Annotated in this window: 18 protein-coding genes; 8 read left to right on the top strand and 10 right to left on the bottom strand. The window is 75.1% G+C overall.

From position 1 onward, the window contains the following. Window positions 1-92 precede the first annotated feature (92 nt). Both ACFUEL_RS17325 and ACFUEL_RS17320 read right to left on the bottom strand, forming a co-directional pair. Complete coding sequence (locus tag ACFUEL_RS17325) at window positions 93-791, bottom strand: metal-dependent hydrolase (protein ID WP_380237123.1); 699 nt, start codon at window positions 789-791, stop codon at window positions 93-95. Window positions 792-919: 128 nt separating this feature from the next. Beyond that, window positions 920-2,104 (bottom strand): MarP family serine protease, encoded by a 1,185-nt coding sequence (locus tag ACFUEL_RS17320; RefSeq protein WP_380237122.1) that lies wholly within the window; start codon window positions 2,102-2,104, stop codon window positions 920-922. A 162-nt stretch (window positions 2,105-2,266) separates the two neighbouring features. Here ACFUEL_RS17320 and ACFUEL_RS17315 point away from each other — a divergent pair, with 162 nt between their 5' ends. Further along, window positions 2,267-3,055: a DUF4389 domain-containing protein gene (locus tag ACFUEL_RS17315; RefSeq protein WP_380237121.1), complete on the top strand. Its 789-nt coding sequence runs from the start codon at window positions 2,267-2,269 to the stop codon at window positions 3,053-3,055. Between the two features lie 17 nt (window positions 3,056-3,072). Here the strand turns inward: ACFUEL_RS17315 and ACFUEL_RS17310 are convergent, their stop codons facing one another. From ACFUEL_RS17310 to ACFUEL_RS17295, 4 genes are all read right to left on the bottom strand, one after another. Continuing rightward, window positions 3,073-3,771, bottom strand: a complete 699-nt coding sequence (locus tag ACFUEL_RS17310) for an NUDIX hydrolase (RefSeq protein ID WP_380237120.1) — start codon at window positions 3,769-3,771, stop codon at window positions 3,073-3,075. After that, window positions 3,768-4,649 carry an endonuclease III gene (nth, locus tag ACFUEL_RS17305; protein WP_380237119.1) on the bottom strand — a complete coding sequence of 294 codons (882 nt, stop codon included), beginning with the start codon at window positions 4,647-4,649 and terminating at the stop codon, window positions 3,768-3,770. The genes ACFUEL_RS17310 and nth overlap by 4 nt, the downstream gene beginning before the upstream one ends. Window positions 4,650-4,729: 80 nt before the next feature. Continuing rightward, window positions 4,730-6,130, bottom strand: coding sequence for an MFS transporter (locus ACFUEL_RS17300; RefSeq protein WP_380237118.1), 1,401 nt, complete (start codon window positions 6,128-6,130; stop codon window positions 4,730-4,732). Between the two features lie 74 nt (window positions 6,131-6,204). After that, window positions 6,205-7,161, bottom strand: a complete 957-nt coding sequence (locus ACFUEL_RS17295; RefSeq protein WP_380237117.1) for a hypothetical protein — start codon at window positions 7,159-7,161, stop codon at window positions 6,205-6,207. Window positions 7,162-7,471: 310 nt separating this feature from the next. Between ACFUEL_RS17295 and ACFUEL_RS17290 the strand changes: the two genes are divergently transcribed. The 3 genes from ACFUEL_RS17290 (at window position 7,472) to ACFUEL_RS17280 (ending at window position 10,692) form a co-directional block, all read left to right on the top strand. Beyond that, window positions 7,472-7,744, top strand: coding sequence for a heavy-metal-associated domain-containing protein (locus tag ACFUEL_RS17290; RefSeq protein ID WP_380237116.1), 273 nt, complete (start codon window positions 7,472-7,474; stop codon window positions 7,742-7,744). Between the two features lie 106 nt (window positions 7,745-7,850). After that, window positions 7,851-10,103 (top strand): heavy metal translocating P-type ATPase, encoded by a 2,253-nt coding sequence (locus tag ACFUEL_RS17285; protein WP_380237115.1) that lies wholly within the window; start codon window positions 7,851-7,853, stop codon window positions 10,101-10,103. A gap of 145 nt (window positions 10,104-10,248) precedes the next feature. Further along, the gene (locus ACFUEL_RS17280; protein ID WP_380237114.1) at window positions 10,249-10,692 is read left to right on the top strand and encodes an iron chaperone; all 444 of its coding nucleotides are present in this window, start codon (window positions 10,249-10,251) and stop codon (window positions 10,690-10,692) included. A 19-nt stretch (window positions 10,693-10,711) separates the two neighbouring features. Here the strand turns inward: ACFUEL_RS17280 and ACFUEL_RS17275 are convergent, their stop codons facing one another. Then, entirely contained in the window at window positions 10,712-11,566 is an 855-nt protein-coding gene (locus ACFUEL_RS17275; protein WP_380237113.1) for an isocitrate lyase/phosphoenolpyruvate mutase family protein, read from the bottom strand. Between the two features lie 123 nt (window positions 11,567-11,689). Between ACFUEL_RS17275 and ACFUEL_RS17270 the strand changes: the two genes are divergently transcribed. Next, the gene (locus ACFUEL_RS17270; RefSeq protein ID WP_380237112.1) at window positions 11,690-12,691 is read left to right on the top strand and encodes a DUF5937 family protein; all 1,002 of its coding nucleotides are present in this window, start codon (window positions 11,690-11,692) and stop codon (window positions 12,689-12,691) included. A gap of 15 nt (window positions 12,692-12,706) precedes the next feature. On the opposite strand, the gene ACFUEL_RS17265 is transcribed toward ACFUEL_RS17270, so the two are convergent. Further along, window positions 12,707-13,618, bottom strand: a complete 912-nt coding sequence (locus ACFUEL_RS17265; protein ID WP_380237111.1) for a hypothetical protein — start codon at window positions 13,616-13,618, stop codon at window positions 12,707-12,709. A gap of 122 nt (window positions 13,619-13,740) precedes the next feature. Between ACFUEL_RS17265 and ACFUEL_RS17260 the strand changes: the two genes are divergently transcribed. Next, window positions 13,741-13,956 (top strand): DUF4287 domain-containing protein, encoded by a 216-nt coding sequence (locus ACFUEL_RS17260; RefSeq protein WP_380237110.1) that lies wholly within the window; start codon window positions 13,741-13,743, stop codon window positions 13,954-13,956. 26 nt (window positions 13,957-13,982) lie between these two features. After that, window positions 13,983-14,780: an alpha/beta fold hydrolase gene (locus ACFUEL_RS17255; RefSeq protein WP_380237109.1), complete on the top strand. Its 798-nt coding sequence runs from the start codon at window positions 13,983-13,985 to the stop codon at window positions 14,778-14,780. 87 nt (window positions 14,781-14,867) lie between these two features. Here ACFUEL_RS17255 and ACFUEL_RS17250 read toward each other — a convergent pair whose 3' ends face one another. Together ACFUEL_RS17250 and ACFUEL_RS17245 are read right to left on the bottom strand one after the other, a co-directional pair. Beyond that, entirely contained in the window at window positions 14,868-15,323 is a 456-nt protein-coding gene (locus tag ACFUEL_RS17250; RefSeq protein ID WP_380237108.1) for a MarR family winged helix-turn-helix transcriptional regulator, read from the bottom strand. Window positions 15,324-15,464: 141 nt separating this feature from the next. Then, window positions 15,465-15,887 (bottom strand): SRPBCC family protein, encoded by a 423-nt coding sequence (locus ACFUEL_RS17245; protein ID WP_380237107.1) that lies wholly within the window; start codon window positions 15,885-15,887, stop codon window positions 15,465-15,467. A gap of 192 nt (window positions 15,888-16,079) precedes the next feature. Between ACFUEL_RS17245 and serS the strand changes: the two genes are divergently transcribed. Beyond that, window positions 16,080-17,375, top strand: a complete 1,296-nt coding sequence (gene serS / locus ACFUEL_RS17240; RefSeq protein ID WP_380237106.1) for a serine--tRNA ligase — start codon at window positions 16,080-16,082, stop codon at window positions 17,373-17,375. The last annotated feature ends 70 nt before the right edge of the window (window positions 17,376-17,445 follow it).

The following is a 17,445-nucleotide window of genomic DNA, read 5'->3' as shown; positions in this document are numbered from 1 at the left end:
GGCCGGTGGGGAACCTCCCCACCGGCCCCGGCCGTCCGCCCGCCCGGCGGGCTCGGCTCAGCTCAGCTCAGCGCGGCTCAGCCCAGCGCGGCTCAGCTCAGCACGGACGGCGAGATCGCGGTGGACCACAGCAGCAGCCCGAACGTCGCCACCGTCATCACCGGGACCAGGATCTTGGTCTCCATGTCGTTGCCGGTGCGCTTGATCAGCACGATCTCGTAGCGCTCCTTGTGCGGCCACAGCAGCGGCGAGCCCTGCTTGGTCAGGCAGTCGCCGAGCAGGTGCGCCAGGGTGCCCAGGGCCACCGCGTAGGGCAGCCAGCCCGGGGCGTTGGGCAGCCAGGTGAGCATGCCGAAGGTGCCGAGCGCGGCCAGGCCGACCACGGTCGCCCAGGCCGAGGCGCCGTGGCCCGGCGGGTGCAGCCGCAGCGCCTTGATCGCCATGGCGAGCAGGAAGAACGTCAGGCCGATGGTGAAGTACCGGCCCAGGAAGGTGATCCCGGCCCAGCTGCCGCCGCCCATCAGCGCCACGAACAGCAGCGAGTGGGTGGCGTGCCGGTGGCCGCCGGAGACCCAGGAGACGAAGCGGCACAGCAGCTTGGAGACCGGCCCGAGGAAGTTGGCGATGGTGCCGTCGTGGTGGTCCAGGTCCGGCAGGAGGGCGGCGCCCGCGCACAGCACGGTGCCCATCAGCACGTCGGCCGGCTGCAGGTGCATGCCCATCAGCGGCGGTACGAACGGCGCGGTGGCCGCGAACAGCAGAGCGCCGCTGACCGCGTGCGAGTGACCCATCATGACGTGTGTCCGACCTCCCGTGGGGCTCCCGTCCATGGCGGCCCGGCTGGGCCGTTCGGGTGAGCTCGGCCGACGCTACCAGCACCGGCGGACGGCCCGTCAGGGTGTGGTCGGCGGGCGGGCGGTCACAGCGCGCAGCCCTCGGTGCTGACCTTCCCGGTGGCGGCGGAGCCCTGCACGACGTCCTCCTTCACCTCGGCGGCGGTCAGCACGTAGCCGGTGTCGGAGCTGTCCAGCGACTTGGCGAACACCACCCCGTACACCTGGCCGTCCGGGGTGAGCAGCGGGCCGCCACTGTTGCCCTGGCGGACCAGCGAGCGCACCGAGTAGACGTCCCGGACGACCTGGCCGCGGTGGTAGATGTCCGGGCCGTTGGCCTGGATCCGGCCGCGGATGCGGGCGGGCTGCACGTTGAACGCGCCGTTCTCGGGGAAGCCCGCGACGATCGCCGAGTCGTTGGACCGGGCCTCGCCCGCGAAGGCCAGCGGCGGGGCGTTCAGCTTCGGGACGTCCAGCACCGCGATGTCGCGCTGCCAGTCGTAGCGGACCACCGTCGCGTCGTAGAGCTGGCCCGCGCCGCCGATCTGCACGGTCGGCTCGTCGACGCCGCCGACCACGTGGGCGTTGGTCATCACCCGGTGCGGGGCGAACACGAAACCGGAGCCCTCCAGGGTCTTGCCGCAGGAGGTCGCGGTGCCCAGCACCTTCACCAGCGAGCCCTTCGCCCGCAGCACCCCCGGGCTGTTGGCCAGCGCCGGGTCGGGCGGCTCCACCTCGGTGATCGGCTCCTGCTCGAACGGGTTGAACACCTGCGGGAAGCCGTTGCGGGCCAGGTCCTGGCTGAGGTCGGAGAACCAGTTCGGGGCGTCGTCGGGCAGCGCCTCCTGCACCGTGCCCAGGATCTTCGAGCTGCGCACCTGCTTGGAGACGGTCGGCATCGAGGTGCCCGCCAGCGCCGAACCGATCAGCCAGGCCACCAGCAGCATCGACAGCACGTTCACCAGCGAGCCGCCGACCGCGTCCAGGGTCTTCACCTTGTTCCGGCCGATCCGGCCGCGCAGCTTCCACCCGAAGTGCGTGGTGACCGCCTGCCCGACCGCGGCCAGCACGATCACCACCACCACCGCCACCACCGAGGCGGTGGTGCCCGGCGAGAGGTGGCGCAGCAGCAGCGGCAGCAGTTGGACGGCGACCAGGCCCCCGCCGAGGAAACCCAGCACCGAGAGCACGCCGACCACGAACCCCTGCCGATAACCGGACACGGCGAAGCCGAGCGCGGCGGCGATCAGCAGCAGATCCAGGACATTCACCCGAACACCCTCCCACGTCCCGCCGGGCGGGGGACACCGGTCTCCGGCCGTCGCCCGATCGGGTCAATCCGGCGGGCGGCCCGGCCCCGGCGGTTGGGACGGTCTGAGCATCCGACCTTTGCTCAGCACCGACCGGTGCGACCGGCGATCAGGAGCCGAACCGTGGAACAACCCAGGTGGGACGTCCCCGTGCTGGACCGCACCGAGTTCCGGCCCGCCCTGGACGTGCCCCCGCCCGGCCCGCAGAACCGGCTCACCGTGCTGCTGCGCCTGCTGCTGCTCGTCCCGCAGTACGTGGTGCTGTGGCTGCTGTCGATCGTCGCGTTCGCCGTCGTGGTGATCGGCTGGTTCGGCGCGCTGTTCGGCGGCCGGCTGCCGCGCTTCGCCGCCGACTGGCTGAGCGGCTACCTCGGCTACGCGACCCGGGTGCACGCCTCCTCGCTGCTGCTGACCGACCGCTACCCGCCGTTCCGGTTCGACGCCCCGGACCACCCCGTCCGGATCGAACTGCGCCCCGGCGGGCCGCTGAACCGGCTCGCGGTGTTCTTCCGGCTGCTGCTGGCGGTCCCCGCCGCGATCGTCGAGGGGCTGCTGATGACCGGCTGGTGGGCGCTGTCGTTCGTCAGCTGGCTGGTGGTGCTGGTGCTCGGCCGGATGCCGGAGGCGCTGTTCGGGGCCACCGCGGCGGTGCTGCGCTACTGGATGCGCCTCCAGGCGTACCTGATGATGCTGACCTCCGCCTACCCCAAGGCCGTGTTCGGCGACCCGGCCGACTCCGAGCCGCCCCGCTCCGCGACCCGGCCGCTGGTGCTGACCGGGGCCGCGAAGGCGCTGCTGGTGGTCTACCTGGTGCTCGGGGTGATCGGGTCGGCGGCGGGTTCGGTCACCACCGACTGGGACACGTACGAGGACGGCGGCACCGTGTCGACGACGGGCCCGCTGCCCCGCTGACGGCCCCGCCCGGCCGGTCAGCCGCTGCGGCGGGACAGTTCGACGGCCTCCTCGGAGAGCTCCACCACCCGCCGGGCGTCCCAGGGCCGCTCCAGGCCGCTGAAGTGCAGCACCCGGTCGATCACCCCCGCGGTGAACCCCCACACCAGGCGGCCCGCCACCTCGAACGCGGGCCCGGTGAACCCCGACGGGTGGCGCAGCTTCGCCCGGTTCGCCGGATCGGTCAGCTCGGCCAGCGGCACCCGGAACACCGCGCCGGTCTCCGCCGGGTCGACCACCGCGACCGGCGACTCCCGGCGCCACCAGCCCAGCACCGGCGTCACCACGAACCCGCTGACCGGGATGTACAGGGCCGGGAGCCGGGCGAACAGCTGTACGCCCGACGCGTCCAGGCCGGTCTCCTCGACGGCCTCGCGCAGCGCCGCCGCGAGCGGGCCGCTGCCTGCCGGGTCGCCGTCCTCCGGGTCCAGCGCGCCGCCCGGGAAGGACGGCTGGCCCGCGTGCGAGCGCAGGCTGCGGGCCCGCTCGATCAGCAGCAGGTCCGGCCCTGCCGGGCCCTCGCCGAACAGCACCAGCACCGCCGACGGGCGGCCGCCCTCGGCGGGCGGCAGGAACCGGCTCAGCTGCTCCGGCACCGCCCGCTCGGCCGCGTCCCGCACCGGCAGCAGCCACGGCGGCAGACCGTCCCGGACCAGCGCGGGCTGCGGCGTCGTCATGAGGTCTCCCCCGCGGGCTTCGCGGCCTTCATCGGCGGCAGGGCCTGCGGGTCGGTGTCCGGCAGCGGGTGCCCGGCGGCGAGCTCGTCGCGGGCCGCGGCCTCCCCCGGGAAGTCCGCCGGAGGGCGCAGGCGCTGGCCGGGCTGCCCCGCCAGCTCGTACTTCAGCAGCTTGCGGGCCGCCTCCGGGTCGGTCTCCCCGGTGCCGTACGACGGGCACAGCGGCGCGATCGGGCACGCCCCGCAGGCGGGCCTGCGGGCGTGGCAGACCCGGCGGCCGTGGAACACCACCCGGTGCGAGAGCATCGTCCACTCCGACTTCGGGAAGATCGCCATCACGTCGGCCTCGACCTTCTCCGGATCCTCCTCCGCCGTCCAGCCGAAGCGGCGGGCGAGGCGCCCGAAGTGGGTGTCGACGGTGATCCCGGCGCCCCCGAACGCGTTCCCGATCACCACGTTGGCGGTCTTGCGGCCCACGCCCGGCAGTGTGACCAGGTCCTCCAGCTTGCGCGGCACCTCGCCGCCGAAGCGGTCGCGCAGCGCGATCGACAGGCCGATCAGCGACTTCGCCTTCGCCCGGAAGAACCCGGTGGGCCGGATGACCTCCTCCAGCTCCTCCGGGACGGCCGCCGCGAGGTCCTCCGGCGTCGGGTACTTCGCGAACAGCGCCGGCGTCGTCCGGTTCACCCGCAGGTCGGTGGTCTGCGCCGACAGCACCGTCGCCACCAGCAGTTGGAACGGCCCGTCGAAGTCCAGCTCCGGGTGCGCGTACGGGTACAGCTCCGCCAGCTCACGGTTGATCCTCCGGGCCCGCCGCACCATCCCCAGGTGCGTCTCGGGCTTCTTCCGCCCGGCCTTCGCGACCTTGCTCTCTGCCATGCACGAAGGCTACGCCGAAGCGGCCGGGCCACGGCCGGGAATCGGCCACGGCCCGGGTGGCGGGGGCGGCGGGCGGAGGGTCAGCGGGTGCGGGGGCGGAGGGTGAGGAGGGAGGTGAGGGCGCCGAGGAGGGCGAGGGCGGCGGCGCCGAGGAAGGCGGCGGAGAAGCCGTGGGTGAGGGCGGCGGGGTCGGTGAGGTCGCGGGCGCCGTTGGCGGCGGCGACGGCGGTCATGGCGGCCAGGCCGAGGGCGGATCCGACCTGGTAGGAGGTGTTGACGATGCCGGAGGCGAGGCCGCCCTCGGCGGGGTCGGGGACGGCGAGGGCGGTGCCCAGGGAGGGGATGAAGGCCAGCGACATGCCGACCGCGGCGAGCAGCGAGGCGGGCAGCACGTCGACCGCGAAGCTGCCGTCCGGGCGGGCCGCCGAGAGCCAGTACATGCCGGCCGCGAGGGCGGCGAGGCCGGTGGCGATCAGCGGCTTCGGGCCGAAGCGGGCGATCAGCCGGGGCGCCAGGACGATCATCATCAGCATGATCGCGCCGGTCATCGGGAGCAGCGCCGCGCCGGAGGCGAAGGCGCCCAGGCCGAGCACCTGCTGCAGGTAGAGGTTGAGGAAGAACCACATCGGGATCCAGGCCGCCGCCATCAGCAGTTGGGCCAGGTTGGCCCCGGCCAGGTCGGGGCTGCGCCAGATGCCGGGCCGCATCAGCGGCTCGCGGCGGCGGGACTGCAGCAGCACGAACGCGGCGATCAGCAGCAGGCCGGCGGCGAGCACCGGCCAGGTCCGCGCCGAGCCCCAGCCGGCCTGCGGGGCGCGGACGATCGCGAAGACGGTGACGGCCAGTCCGGCGGTGACGGTGGCCGCGCCGAGCCAGTCGACCGCGCCGCGGCGGGCCGCCCCGGCGGGCAGGACGGCCGGGGCGGCGGCGAGCACCGCCAGCGCCACCGGGACGTTGATCCAGAACACCCACTGCCAGCTGGCGTACTGGGTGATCAGGCCGCCGAGGAACACCCCCGCGGTGCCGCCGGCCGGGGCGGCCGCGCCGTACAGGGCGATGGCCCGGGGCAGTTCGGCGGGGCGGGGGCCGAAGAGGGTCATCAGCAGGGTGAGCGCGGCCGGGGCGATCAGGGCGGAGCCGGCGCCCTGGACGGCGCGGCCGAGCAGTTCGGCCCACGGGGCGCGGGCCAGGCCGGCCAGCAGGGAGCCGGCGGCGAGGACGGCCCAGCCGGTGGCGAAGACGCGCCGGGCGCCGAGCAGGTCGGAGAGCCGGCCGCCGAGCAGGAGCAGGCCGCCGAAGGCGATCACGTAGGCGTTGAAGACCCAGGACAGGCCCTCCGGGGAGAAGCCGAGCGCGGAGCGCATCTCGGGCAGGGCGACGCCGATGATCGAGGTGTCCATGATCACCACGAACTGGGCGAGGGCGATCAGGGCGAGCGCCGTCCAGCGGCGCGGTGCGGGTGGTGCGCTGAGGTCGGACATGGCGGCGGCTCCTCTGGGGATATACCAGGTGGGGGTATGTAGGGGACGGACGGGTGCGCGGCGGGCGGGGTCCGTCAGTGCTGGTGGTCGGGGACGGAAACGGCCGCGGGGGCGTTCTCGGCGGCCGCGGGGGTGCTCTCGGCGGCTCCGGCGGTGAGGGTGAAGGCGGCGGTGCGGACGGTGCCCCCGTGCTGGAAGTCCAGGAAGAGGCGGTAGTCGCCGGGGCTGGGGGCGGTCGCGGTGAAGTCGACCTCGGGGCCGGGGGCGGTGGCGCCGTCGCCGGGCGCGCCGTCCGGATGGACGTGCAGGTAGCCGAGGTCGCCGGCGCGCAGGACGACCAGGTGGCCGTAGGCGGCGAGGTAGGGGTCCAGGTCGGTGACCGGGCGGCCGTCCCGGGTGACGGTGAAGGCGAGGCGGCCGGGCCGTCCGGGGGTGAGGTCGCCGGCGAGGGTGAGGGTGTAGCCGTCGACGGTGACGGTGCGGCCGGTCTGCGGGAGGGCGGCCGGGCGGTAGTCGCCGGCGGCGTGCAGGTCGGCGCCGAGGGTGAGGGGTTCGGTCTCGGCGGCCGGGGTGAAGTCGGCGAAGACCCGGTAGTCGCCGGCCGCCGCGATGGTCGCCGGGGCGGTCCAGGTGCCGTCGGCGGCGCGGACGGGGTGCAGGTGCTGGAAGTCCGTCAGGTCGCGGTTGGCGACGATCAGGTGGAGCTCCTTCTCGTGTACGGGCCGGTAGGCGGTGAGCGGGCTCCCGTCCGGGGCCAGTACGCGGAAGCTCAGTTCGGTGGGGCCGTCGGCCGGGACGACGGTGCGGTCCAGGCGGAGGGCGTAGCCGCGGTCGGCGATCTGCAGGCCGCCGACCCGGTGGTCGCCGTGGGCGGGCGCGGGCTCCTCGGCCGGGGCGCCGTGCGCGGTGTGGGCGGCGTGCGGCCGGGCGGGGGCCGGGGCGGGGCCGACCGCGTGGCCGATGCCGTACGCGGCGGCGAAGGCGGCGGCGAGGCCGGCGGTGAAGGCGGTGGCTTTGAGGGCGGTGTTCATGGCGGGCTCCGGTGGGTGTGATGCGGGCCGCTCCCGGGGGCTCCGGGGCGTTCCGACGCAGCGAGTAGATACCCCCAGGGGGTATGTGTCAATCGGGGTGGGGACAGGGAGGCGGGGCAACCGCCCCGGCACGGGCCGGCATCCGCGCAGGTCAGGGCAGGTGCGCTGGGGGGCAAAAATTCGCCCGCCGGAGAGCGGGGGGCGGGGAGGGTCGGAGGCAGTGCTTGCGCCTCATACCCCCCAGGGGTATAACTGGAGACATCAAGTCGATACCCCCACTGGGTATCGGAGGACCACATCGGAGGTTCCCGTGTCCTGCTGCTCCACCGACGGCACCTGCTCGACCACCACGACCGCGACCGCCCCGGCCGCCGTCACCACCGTGTTCACCGTCGCCGGAATGACCTGCGGCCACTGCGAGCAGGCCGTCGGCAAGGCGGTCGGCGCGCTGGAGGGCGTGCGGGCCGTCCGGGTCGACGTGCAGGCCGGCCTGGTGAGCGTCGACTCGGTGGCCGAGCTGGACGACGCGGCGGTGCGCGCCGCGATCGACGAGGCCGGCTACCGGCTGACCGGCCGGGCCTGAGCCCAACAGCCCCCATCCGTAGGAAGCCCAGCCCCCATCCGTAGGAAGCCCAGCCCTCACCCGTAGCGATCCGGCCCGCGGCCGGGAGAGACCACGAGGAGCCCTGATGACAACCCAGGCAGCACCCGCCTCCACCGAGGTGGAACTCCGCATCGGCGGCATGACGTGTGCGTCCTGCGCCGCGCGGATCGAGAAGAAGCTCAACCGCATGGACGGAGTCCGGGCGAGCGTCAACTACGCCACCGAGAAGGCCAAGGTGGTCGTCGAGGGCCCCGTGGAGGTCGCCGACCTGATCGCGACCGTCGAGGCCACCGGCTACACCGCCGCGCTCCCCGAGCCCCCGGCCGCGGCGCCGGAGGCGGACGGCGCCGGACCGGCCGACGAACTGGCGCCGCTGCGGCAGCGCCTGGTCGCGGCCGTCGCGCTGGCGGTGCCGGTAATCGCGATGGCGATGGTCCCGGCCCTGCAGTTCGACAACTGGCAGTGGCTCTCGCTGACCCTGGCCGCGCCGGTGGTCACCTACGCCGCCTGGCCGTTCCACCGGGCCGCCTGGACCAACGCCCGGCACGGCGCCGCCACCATGGACACCCTGGTCTCGCTCGGCACCGGCGCCGCGTTCCTGTGGTCGCTGTGGGCGCTGTTCCTCGGCGACGCGGGCATGACCGGGATGCGGCACGGCTTCGAGTTCACCATCGCCCGCTCGGACGGCTCCTCGAACATCTACCTGGAGGCGGCGGCCGGCGTCACCGCGTTCATCCTGGCCGGACGCTACTTCGAGGCCCGCTCGAAGCGGACCGCGGGCGCCGCGCTGAAGGCGCTGCTGGAGCTCGGCGCCAAGGACGTCACCGTGCTGCGCGGCGGACGGGAGACCCGGGTGCCGGTGGCGCAACTGGCCGTCGGGGACCGGTTCGTGGTGCGCCCCGGCGAGAAGGTCGCCACCGACGGCACCGTCCTCGAGGGCAGCTCCGCCGTGGACGCCTCGATGCTCACCGGCGAGTCCGCCCCCGTCGAGGTCGCGCCCGGCGACACCGTCACCGGCGCGACCGTCAACGCCGGCGGCCGGCTGGTCGTCGAAGCCACCCGGATCGGCGCCGACACCCAACTCGCCCGGATGGCCAAGCTGGTCGAGGACGCCCAGAACGGCAAGGCCGCCGCCCAGCGCCTCGCCGACCGGATCTCCGCCGTGTTCGTGCCGGTCGTGATCACCCTGGCACTGGCCACCCTGGGCTACTGGCTGGGCACCGGCGAGGGCTGGAGCGCCGCGTTCACCGCGGCCGTGGCGGTGCTGATCATCGCCTGCCCGTGCGCCCTCGGCCTGGCCACCCCCACCGCCCTGCTGGTCGGCACCGGGCGCGGCGCCCAGCTCGGCATCCTGATCAAGGGCCCCGAAGTACTGGAGAACACCCGCAAGGCCGACACCGTCGTCCTCGACAAGACCGGCACCGTCACCACCGGCCGGATGACCCTGCTCGCCGTCCACACCGCCGACGGCACCGCCGAGGACGAGGCGCTGCGGCTGGCCGGCGCGCTGGAGCACGCCTCCGAACACCCCATCGCGCAGGCCGTCGCCACCGCCGCGCGGGAGCGGTTCGGCGACCTGCCCGCCGTCGAGGACTTCGAGAACGTCCCCGGCCTGGGCGTGCAGGGCGTGGTCGAGGGGCGCGCGGTGGTCGCCGGGCGCGAGGCGCTGCTCGCCGACTGGGCGCAGCACCTGCCGGCCGGGCTGCTGGCGGCGAAGGCCGCGGCGGAGCGGGCCGGGCGGACCGCGATCGCGGTCGGCTGGGACGGGGCGGCCCGAGCCGTGCTGGAGGTCGCCGACGCGGTCAAGCCCAGCAGCGCGGAGGCGATCGCCGAACTGCGCGCCCTGGGCCTGCGCCCCGTCCTGCTCACCGGCGACAACCGGCTGGTGGCACAGGCCGTGGCCGCCGAGGTGGGCATCCCCACCCAGGACGTCATCGCCGAAGTCCTCCCCGAGGACAAGGTGGCCACCGTCCGGCGCCTCCAGGCCGAGGGCCGCACCGTCGCCATGGTCGGCGACGGCGTCAACGACGCCGCCGCCCTCGCCCAGGCCGACCTCGGCCTCGCCATCGGCACCGGCACCGACGCCGCCATCGAAGCCGCCGACCTCACCCTGGTGCGCGGCGACCTGCGCTCCGCCGCCGACGCCATCCGCCTCTCCCGCCGCACCCTGGCCACCATCAAGGGCAACCTGTTCTGGGCCTTCGCCTACAACGTCGCCGCCCTGCCACTGGCCGCCGCCGGACTCCTCAACCCAATGATCGCCGGCGCCGCAATGGCCTTCTCCTCGGTCTTCGTGGTCGGCAACAGCCTCCGCCTGCGGAGCTTCAGGGCCCGCTGAGTCCCGGCGCGAACGAACCGGTCCGGTCCGGGGGGCCTCCTCCCCCGGGCCGGACCGGTCAGTTTCCGAGAAGCCGCCGCGGCCGCCCCGTTCCTAGGATTGAGGACATCAGCAGGGAGCAGGAACGGGAACGGGAGGACCGGTCATGGCGGAGAAGCACGAGGGTTTCACGGCGGACGAGCGCGCGGCGATGAAGGAGCGCGCCAAGGAGTTGAAGACGGAGTCCAAGCGGGCGTCGGCGGCGGCGAAGGCGGCCGAGGCGGAGAAGGACCTGCTGGAGAAGATCGCCGAGATGCCCGAGGCGGACCGGGTGCTGGCCCAGCGCTTCCACGAGATCGTCTCCGAGGCGGCGCCGCAGCTGGCCCCGAAGACCTGGTACGGCATGCCCGCCTACAACAACGCGGACGGCAAGCCGGTCTGCTTCTTCCAGAGCGCCGCCAAGTTCAAGTCCCGGTACGCGATGATCGGCTTCAGCGACAACGCCAGGCTGGACGACGGCGCGATGTGGCCCACCTACTTCGCGATCGCCGACCTGGGCGAGGCGGAGGCGGCCCGGATCGCCGAGTTGGTCAAGCGCGCGGTCTCCTGACGCCCGGCCCGGCGTTCCGTCACCCCCGCCCGGCGAGCAGGCCGTTGAGCGTGCCGTAGTCGAGCGAGCCGGCCAGCGCGCCGTACGTGCCGGTGGCGAGCAGTTCGGCGGTGGCCCGGTGGGCGGCGGTGTACGCGGCCTGGGCGAGGGAGGTGCCCAGGCTGATCCGGCGGACGCCGGCGGCGGCGAGTTCCGCGACGGTCGGGCCGCCCGGAACGGCCATCGCGTTGACCGGCAGCGGGGACGCCGCGGTCAGCTCCGCCAGCGCGGCGAGGTCGAGCAGGCCGGGGACGAACAGCGAGTCGGCCCCGGCCGCCGCGTACGCCTCGGCCCGGCGCAGCACCTCCGCGGGCCGGTCGGCGGCCGGGCCGACGCCGAACAGGTGGACGTCGGTGCGGGCGTTGACCAGCAGGTCGGGCAGGCCGGCCTCGGCGGCGGCCGTCCGGGCGGCGCGCAGCCGGGCGGACTGCTCGGCGACGGTGAACAGCGGGCCGCCCGGGGCGGTGGAGTCCTCCAGGTTGACGCCGACCGCGCCCGCCGCGACCACCGCGCGGACGGTCTCGGCCACCTCCTCGGGGGTCGGGCCGTAGCCGCCCTCGACGTCGGCGGTCACCGGGACGTCCACGGCGGCGGCGATCCGGCGCACCGCCTCGGCCATCGCCGCCCGGTCCAGGCCCTGGCCGTCGCCGCGGCCCACCGACCAGGAGACGCCGCCGCTGGTAGTGGCGATCGCGGGCGCCCCGGCCGCGGCGACCACCGCCGCGCTGCCCGCGTCCCAGGCGTTCGGGAGCAGCAGCGGCGCTTCGGCGGCGGCCAGCGCGCGCAGGGCGGCGGCGTGCTCGGCGGACCGGGCGGGGAGGGTGCGGTGCGGCATGCGGGGCTCGCTCTCGGTGCGGTGCTCGACGGGAACGGGACCATCCTGACGGGCCGGACCGCCGGGGCCGACTGATTAAGCTGAGGACGAATCGGCGGTGTCGGGCGGCAGTGGAGGTGGCGGGTGCGGACCGGGCTGCCGCTGTCGGTGGGCGACCTCGCGCTGACCAGGTTCGCCCTCTCGCCGATGTGGGAGGTGGTCGCCGCCTTCCGCGCGCTGGCCGCCGACCCGGTGCCCGAGCCGCACCGCCGCTGGGCCGCGCAGGTCCGGCCGCGGCTGGCCGCCGCCGGGCTGGACCGGGGCTGGCTGGCCGAGCTCGTCCCGCCGCACGGGCACCTGCCGGACTTCCTCAACCCCGTCCCGGGCGAGCCGGTCGCCGACCTGGCGGCCGAACTGGCGGCCGTCCGGGCCACCGGCCCCGAACTGCTCCGGCACGACCTGGACTGCCTGCGCACCGACCGGGGCGGGCGGACCGGCGGGCGGGCCGGCGCCCGGCTGCGCGTGCTGGAACGCGCGCCGGAGCAGGCGCTGCGGCGGATCACCACCGAGGTCGAGGCGTTCTGGCAGCTCGCCCTGGCCCCGTACTGGTCGCGGATCCGCGCGGTGCTGGAGGCGGACGTCCTGCGGCGGGCCCGGACGGCCGCCGAGCGGGGCAGCGCGGCGATGCTCGGCGAACTGCACGGGACGGTGCGCTGGGCCGACGGCACGCTGCACCTGTCGAAGCGGCACTGCGCCGTCACCCGGATCGCGACCGGCGCCGGACTGCTGCTGGTGCCCTCGGTGTTCGCCTGGCCCCGGCTGCTGACCCGCACCGTCGCCCCCGACCCGCCGCAGCTGTGCTACCCCGCGCTGGCCGCCGCGACCGTCTGGGAGCACCGCCCCGGCCCGCGCGCCGAGGCGCTCGCGCCGGTGCTCGGCCGCACCCGCACCCTGCTGCTGGCCGAACTCGACGTGCCCGCCTCCACCACCGAACTCGCCGCCCGCTGCGGGCTCTCCGCCCCGGCGGTCTCCCAGCACCTGACCGCGCTGCGCACCGCCGGCCTGGTCTCCTCGCACCGGGCCGGGCGCTGCGTGCTGTACGCCCGGACGGCCGTCGCGGACGGCTGGCTGGACGCGCTGCCCTGACTCCCCGGGCAGGACCTAACTCCCCTCGTACGCGCGGAGGGTGAGCAGGGCGGCCAGGGTGGCGCCGGGGCGGGCCTCGTGCTCGGTGGCGGCGGACCAGCGGGCCCAGTCGATCGGCCAGCCGCCGTCCGGGAGTCGGCGGGCGGCGAGGTGGTCGAGGCCGCGTTCGAGCTCGGCGTCGGTGAACCAGGCGCGGGCCAGGCTGTCCGGGCGGGGCGCGTAGTCGTGCGGGAGGTGGAACTCGCCGGGCGCGTAGCCGGGGGCGAGCCGGACCTGCTCGGGGCGGGCCGGGTCGAGCAGCACCAGCTGCTGCCCGCGCACCGACTCGCCCAGCCGGGCAGCCTGTTCGGCGGCCCAGGCGCGGTCGGGCACGGCGTCCAGGAAGCCGACGGCGGTGATCACCTCGTACGGGTGGGTGGTGCCGATCGCCTCGATCGCGCGGCGGCAGAACGCCTCCGCGCCGGACAGCCAGGGGTGGCGGACCCCGGCCCGGAGCAGCGGGGCGGCGATCTGGCCGGTGGAGAGCAGTTCGGCGGGCGGGTCGTCGGTGATCGGCAGGAAGGGCGGGTGCGGGTAGCGGCGCAGGCTGGGCAGGACGGCCGGGACGCCGCCGTCCGGGGTGGTTGACTCGGCCGCCCAGTCGCAGAGTTCGGTGCCGCGCGGGCCGTCCAGGGCGCCGGCCTCGGCGAGGATCCGGGCGGCGGCGCCAGCGGCGAGGGGCTGGGCGGCGGGCCCGCGGACGTCCGGCTCCAGGCCGTACGCCCAGCCGCCGTCCGGGGTGCGGTAGGCGTCCAGGGCGGCCAGGACGCCGGCCGGGTCGGGGGCGGCGCCGAAGAGGTGCGCGAAGCGGCGCTGTTCGAGGACCCGGCCCGCCGTCCACAGGTAGTCGGCTGCCCGTTCGATCGTGCTGTCGTCGATGCGTGCCATGGCCCGACCGTACGGGCCGGGAAAAAGTTTCGCGAGGACCGATGAGTCGCGCGGGGTCGGCCCGTCCTCTCCTGTGACGGCAGCGCGGAACGCGCGGCACGACGGACGGACGGAGTCGCGGGATGAACACCGAGGAGAAGGCCAAGGGACCGGCCGGCTACTTCCCCTCCATCGAGAAGAAGTACGGGCGCCCGGTCGCCGAGTGGCAGCAGCTGATCGCCGACTCGCCGCTGACCAGGCACATGGAGCTGGTCGCCTGGCTGAAGAGCGAGCACGGGCTGGGCCACGGCCACGCCAACGCGCTGGTCGCGCACCACCTCGCCGCGCACGGCAAGTAACCGCAGTCCTCAGCAAGGGAGTTGGCATGACCGAATACGCAACCTCCGCCGACGGCACCCGGATCGCCTACCAGGTGACGGGTGGCGACGGCCCGGCCGTGGTGGTCGTGGACGGCGCGCTGTGCCACCGCGCGTTCGGGCCCTCGGGCGGGATCGCGGCCGAACTGGCCGGTGCGCACCGAGTGTTCAGCTACGACCGGCGCGGGCGCGGCGAGAGCGGCGCGGGCGGGCCGTACGCCGTGGAGCGGGAGGTGGAGGACCTGGCGGCGGTCGTCGCGGCGGCGGGCGGCCGGGCGACGCTGCTGGGCGTGTCCTCCGGCGCGGCGCTGGCGCTGCGGGCGGCGGGGGCCGGCGCCGGGGTGGAGCGGGTGGTGGCGTACGAGCCGCCGTTCAGCACCACCGACGAGCGGCGGGCCCGGTTCGAGGAGTACCGGGCGGGCGTCGAACGGGACGTCCTGGCGGGCGAGCCGGGCGACGCGGTGGCCCGGTTCATGGCCTTCGTCGGCTCGCCCGAACCGGTGGTCGCCCAGCTGCGCGAGTCGCCGGTCTGGCCGGCCTTCGTGGCGGTGGCGCCGACGCTGGTCAACGACGCGGAGGTGCTGGACGGGGCGGAGGGCGCGCCGGTGCCGGACGCCCTGCTGGCCGGGCTGCCGGTGCCGGTGCTGGTGGTCGACGGCGGGAACAGCCCGGCCCTGCTGCGCGACGCGGCCGCCGCGACGGCCGCCGCCGCGGGCGCGGAGTACCGCACCCTGGCCGGGCAGACCCACGAGGTCGCGCCGGACGTGCTGGGGCCGGTGGTGGCCGGGTTCATCGCCCGGGGCTGAGCCGCGGGGCCTCCGCCGGCCGTGGCCTCCGCGGCCGTGGCCTCCGCCGGACCCTCCGCCGGGCTCTCCAGCGGACCCTCCGCCGGGTCAGGGCGCGTCGACCAGGCGGCGCAGCAGGCGGCTGAGGCCGTCGCCGTCGAGGGCGGGCGTGCCGTGGGCGGCGGGGGCGAAGAAGGCGCGGTCAACGGCCTCGACGGCCGGGACGGCGGCGCGGGCGAGGGCGGTGCCGCGCGGGGTGATGCGCAGGCGGCGGGCCCGGGTGTCGTCCGGGTCGGTGGTGCGGTCGAGCAGGCCCTTGGCCTCCAGCTTCCGGACCACCTGGGAGGTGGTCCGGACGTCGGTGCCCGCCTGCGCGGAGAGCTCCTGCTGGTTGGGGACGGCGCCCTGCTCGTTGAGCCACCAGGCGCAGGAGAGCAGCACGAACTGCGGGTGCGTCAGGTCGTACGGGGCGAGGGCGGCGGCGACCTCGCGCTGCCAGCGCAGGGTGGTGTGCCAGAGCCAGAAGCCGGGGCTGTTCGCCGGGCCTTCGACCAGTCCGTCCATGGCGCGCTCCTCGGTGGGTTCCGGTGGGTTCCGGTGGGTCGGGTCGTACGTGCCGGGCGGCCGTGCGTTCCGAGCGTACGTTTCAGGCGACCGTACGTTCCGGGCGGCCGTGCGCTCCGGGCTGCCGTGCGCTCGGGGCGGTCAGGCCGCCCGCTCGGCGCGGGCGAGCAGGGCGGTCATCGCCTCCGGGAAGTCCTCGGTGATCATCGGGCCGAGTTCGGGGCCGAGCCGTCCGGCATCCGGGCCGGTGATCTCCAGGCGGTGGACCACCCGGGTGCCGCCGCCGGGGAGGGCGGTGAGGGTGTGCGAGAAGTCCAGCACGGCGCCGCCGAACTCGGTGCGGTCGGCGTAGGCGCGTCCGGGCTCGATCCGGGTGATGACGGAGACGATCGGGTCCTGGCCGACCGGGGTCATCGTGACCGTGCCGCCGACCTCGAACGGGCCGTCCAGGGCGACCGCCTCCATCGAGGTGTCCCAGTCCGTCCAGCGGTCCAGGTCGCTGAGCACCGCCCAGACGGCGTGCGGCGCGGCGGCGGTCTCGGCGGTGTACTCGTGCTGCCACATGGCGGTTCCCCTCACATCCAAGTTCATCTACGCAGAGATTATCCCTGCGAGGATCATCTCCGCAAGGGACTGTCCCGGACGGCGGACGACGGCCCGGAAAGGCACTGCACCGTTTTCCCCCGCCCTGCTACGGTCGGGACGAATCCGACCCGGCGGGAGCCGCCGGGACAGACCAGAGGAGAACCGACTCCGATGCATGATGCCCGCGTCCTGATCGACCTGGGGGACGAAGCCGTCCGGCTCCTGGCACGTCGTGGCTACCAGCTCGACCTGTCCGCGCTGGAGGCGCTGCAGTCCCGCCGCAACAGCGGCATCCAGGCCGGCGACGAGCTGCGGGCCCGCTCGAAGCAGGTGGCCCAGGAGGTGCAGCGCACCGCCAAGCAGGGCGGCGACGTCAGCGGGCTGAAGGAGACCGCCCGAGCGCTCAAGGAGCAGGTCCAGCAGAACGAGGCGGAGCTGGAGCAGGTCCAGCAGGAGCTCACCGACCTGCTGCTGACCATCCCCAACCTGCCCGACGACGAGGCCCCCGACGGCTTCTCCGACGCGGACGCCCGCGAGCTGCGCCGGGTCGGCGAGCCGCCGCGCTTCGACTTCGCCCCCAAGGACCACGTCGACCTCGGCGAGGCCATGGGCATCCTGGACTTCGGCCGGGCCGCCAAGCTCTCCGGCTCGCGCTTCAGCGTGCTGCGCGGCGCCGGCGCCGCCCTGGAGCGGGCCATCGCGTCCCTGCTGCTGGACGTGCACACCCGCCGGCACGGGTACGTCGAGCACGCCGTGCCGTACCTGGTGAACCGGCGCACCATGACCGGCACCGGCCAGCTGCCGAAGTTCGAGGAGGACCTGTTCAAGACCGGCGTCGCCGACCGGGACCTGTTCCTGATCCCGACCGCCGAGGTCCCGCTGACCAACCTGTACGCGGACGAGATCGTCCCGCCGGCCGAACTGCCGCTGGCGCTCACCGCGTACACCCCGTGCTTCCGCTCGGAGGCCGGCTCCTACGGGCGGGACACCCGCGGGCTGATCCGGATGCACCAGTTCTCGAAGGTCGAGATGGTGCGGATCTGCGCCGCCGAGCAGGCCCGGGAGCAGATGCAGCTGATGGTCTCGCACGCCGAAGCCTGCCTGCAGGAGCTCGAACTCGCCTACCGCGTCGTCGCGCTGGCGGCCGGCGACACCGGGTTCTCCGCGCAGCTGACGTACGACCTGGAGGTGTGGCTGCCCGGCCAGGAGACCTACCGGGAGATCTCCTCGGTGTCGGACTTCGGCACCTTCCAGGGCCGCCGGGCCGGCATCCGCACCCGGGACGAGAAGGGCAAGCCGACCCCGGCCGCCACCATCAACGGCTCGGGCCTGCCGCTGGCCCGCACCATCGCGGCGGTGCTGGAGCAGCACCAGCAGGCGGACGGCTCGGTGCTGCTGCCCAAGGCCCTGCACCCCTACCTGGGCTTCGCCCGGATCGGCGCGGACGGCACGCCCGCCGCGGAGTAGGCGTCCGTCGCGGAGCAGGCGATCGCCGCAAAGCAGGCGACCGGGACGGACACCCGGGTGGCGCACGGCG

The sequence above is a fragment of the Kitasatospora sp. NPDC057198 genome, assembly GCF_042670125.1.
Lineage (GTDB): Bacteria > Actinomycetota > Actinomycetes > Streptomycetales > Streptomycetaceae > Kitasatospora.
Note: the sequence above shows the minus strand (reverse complement) of the source record. Positions and strands in the feature narration are given on the sequence as shown.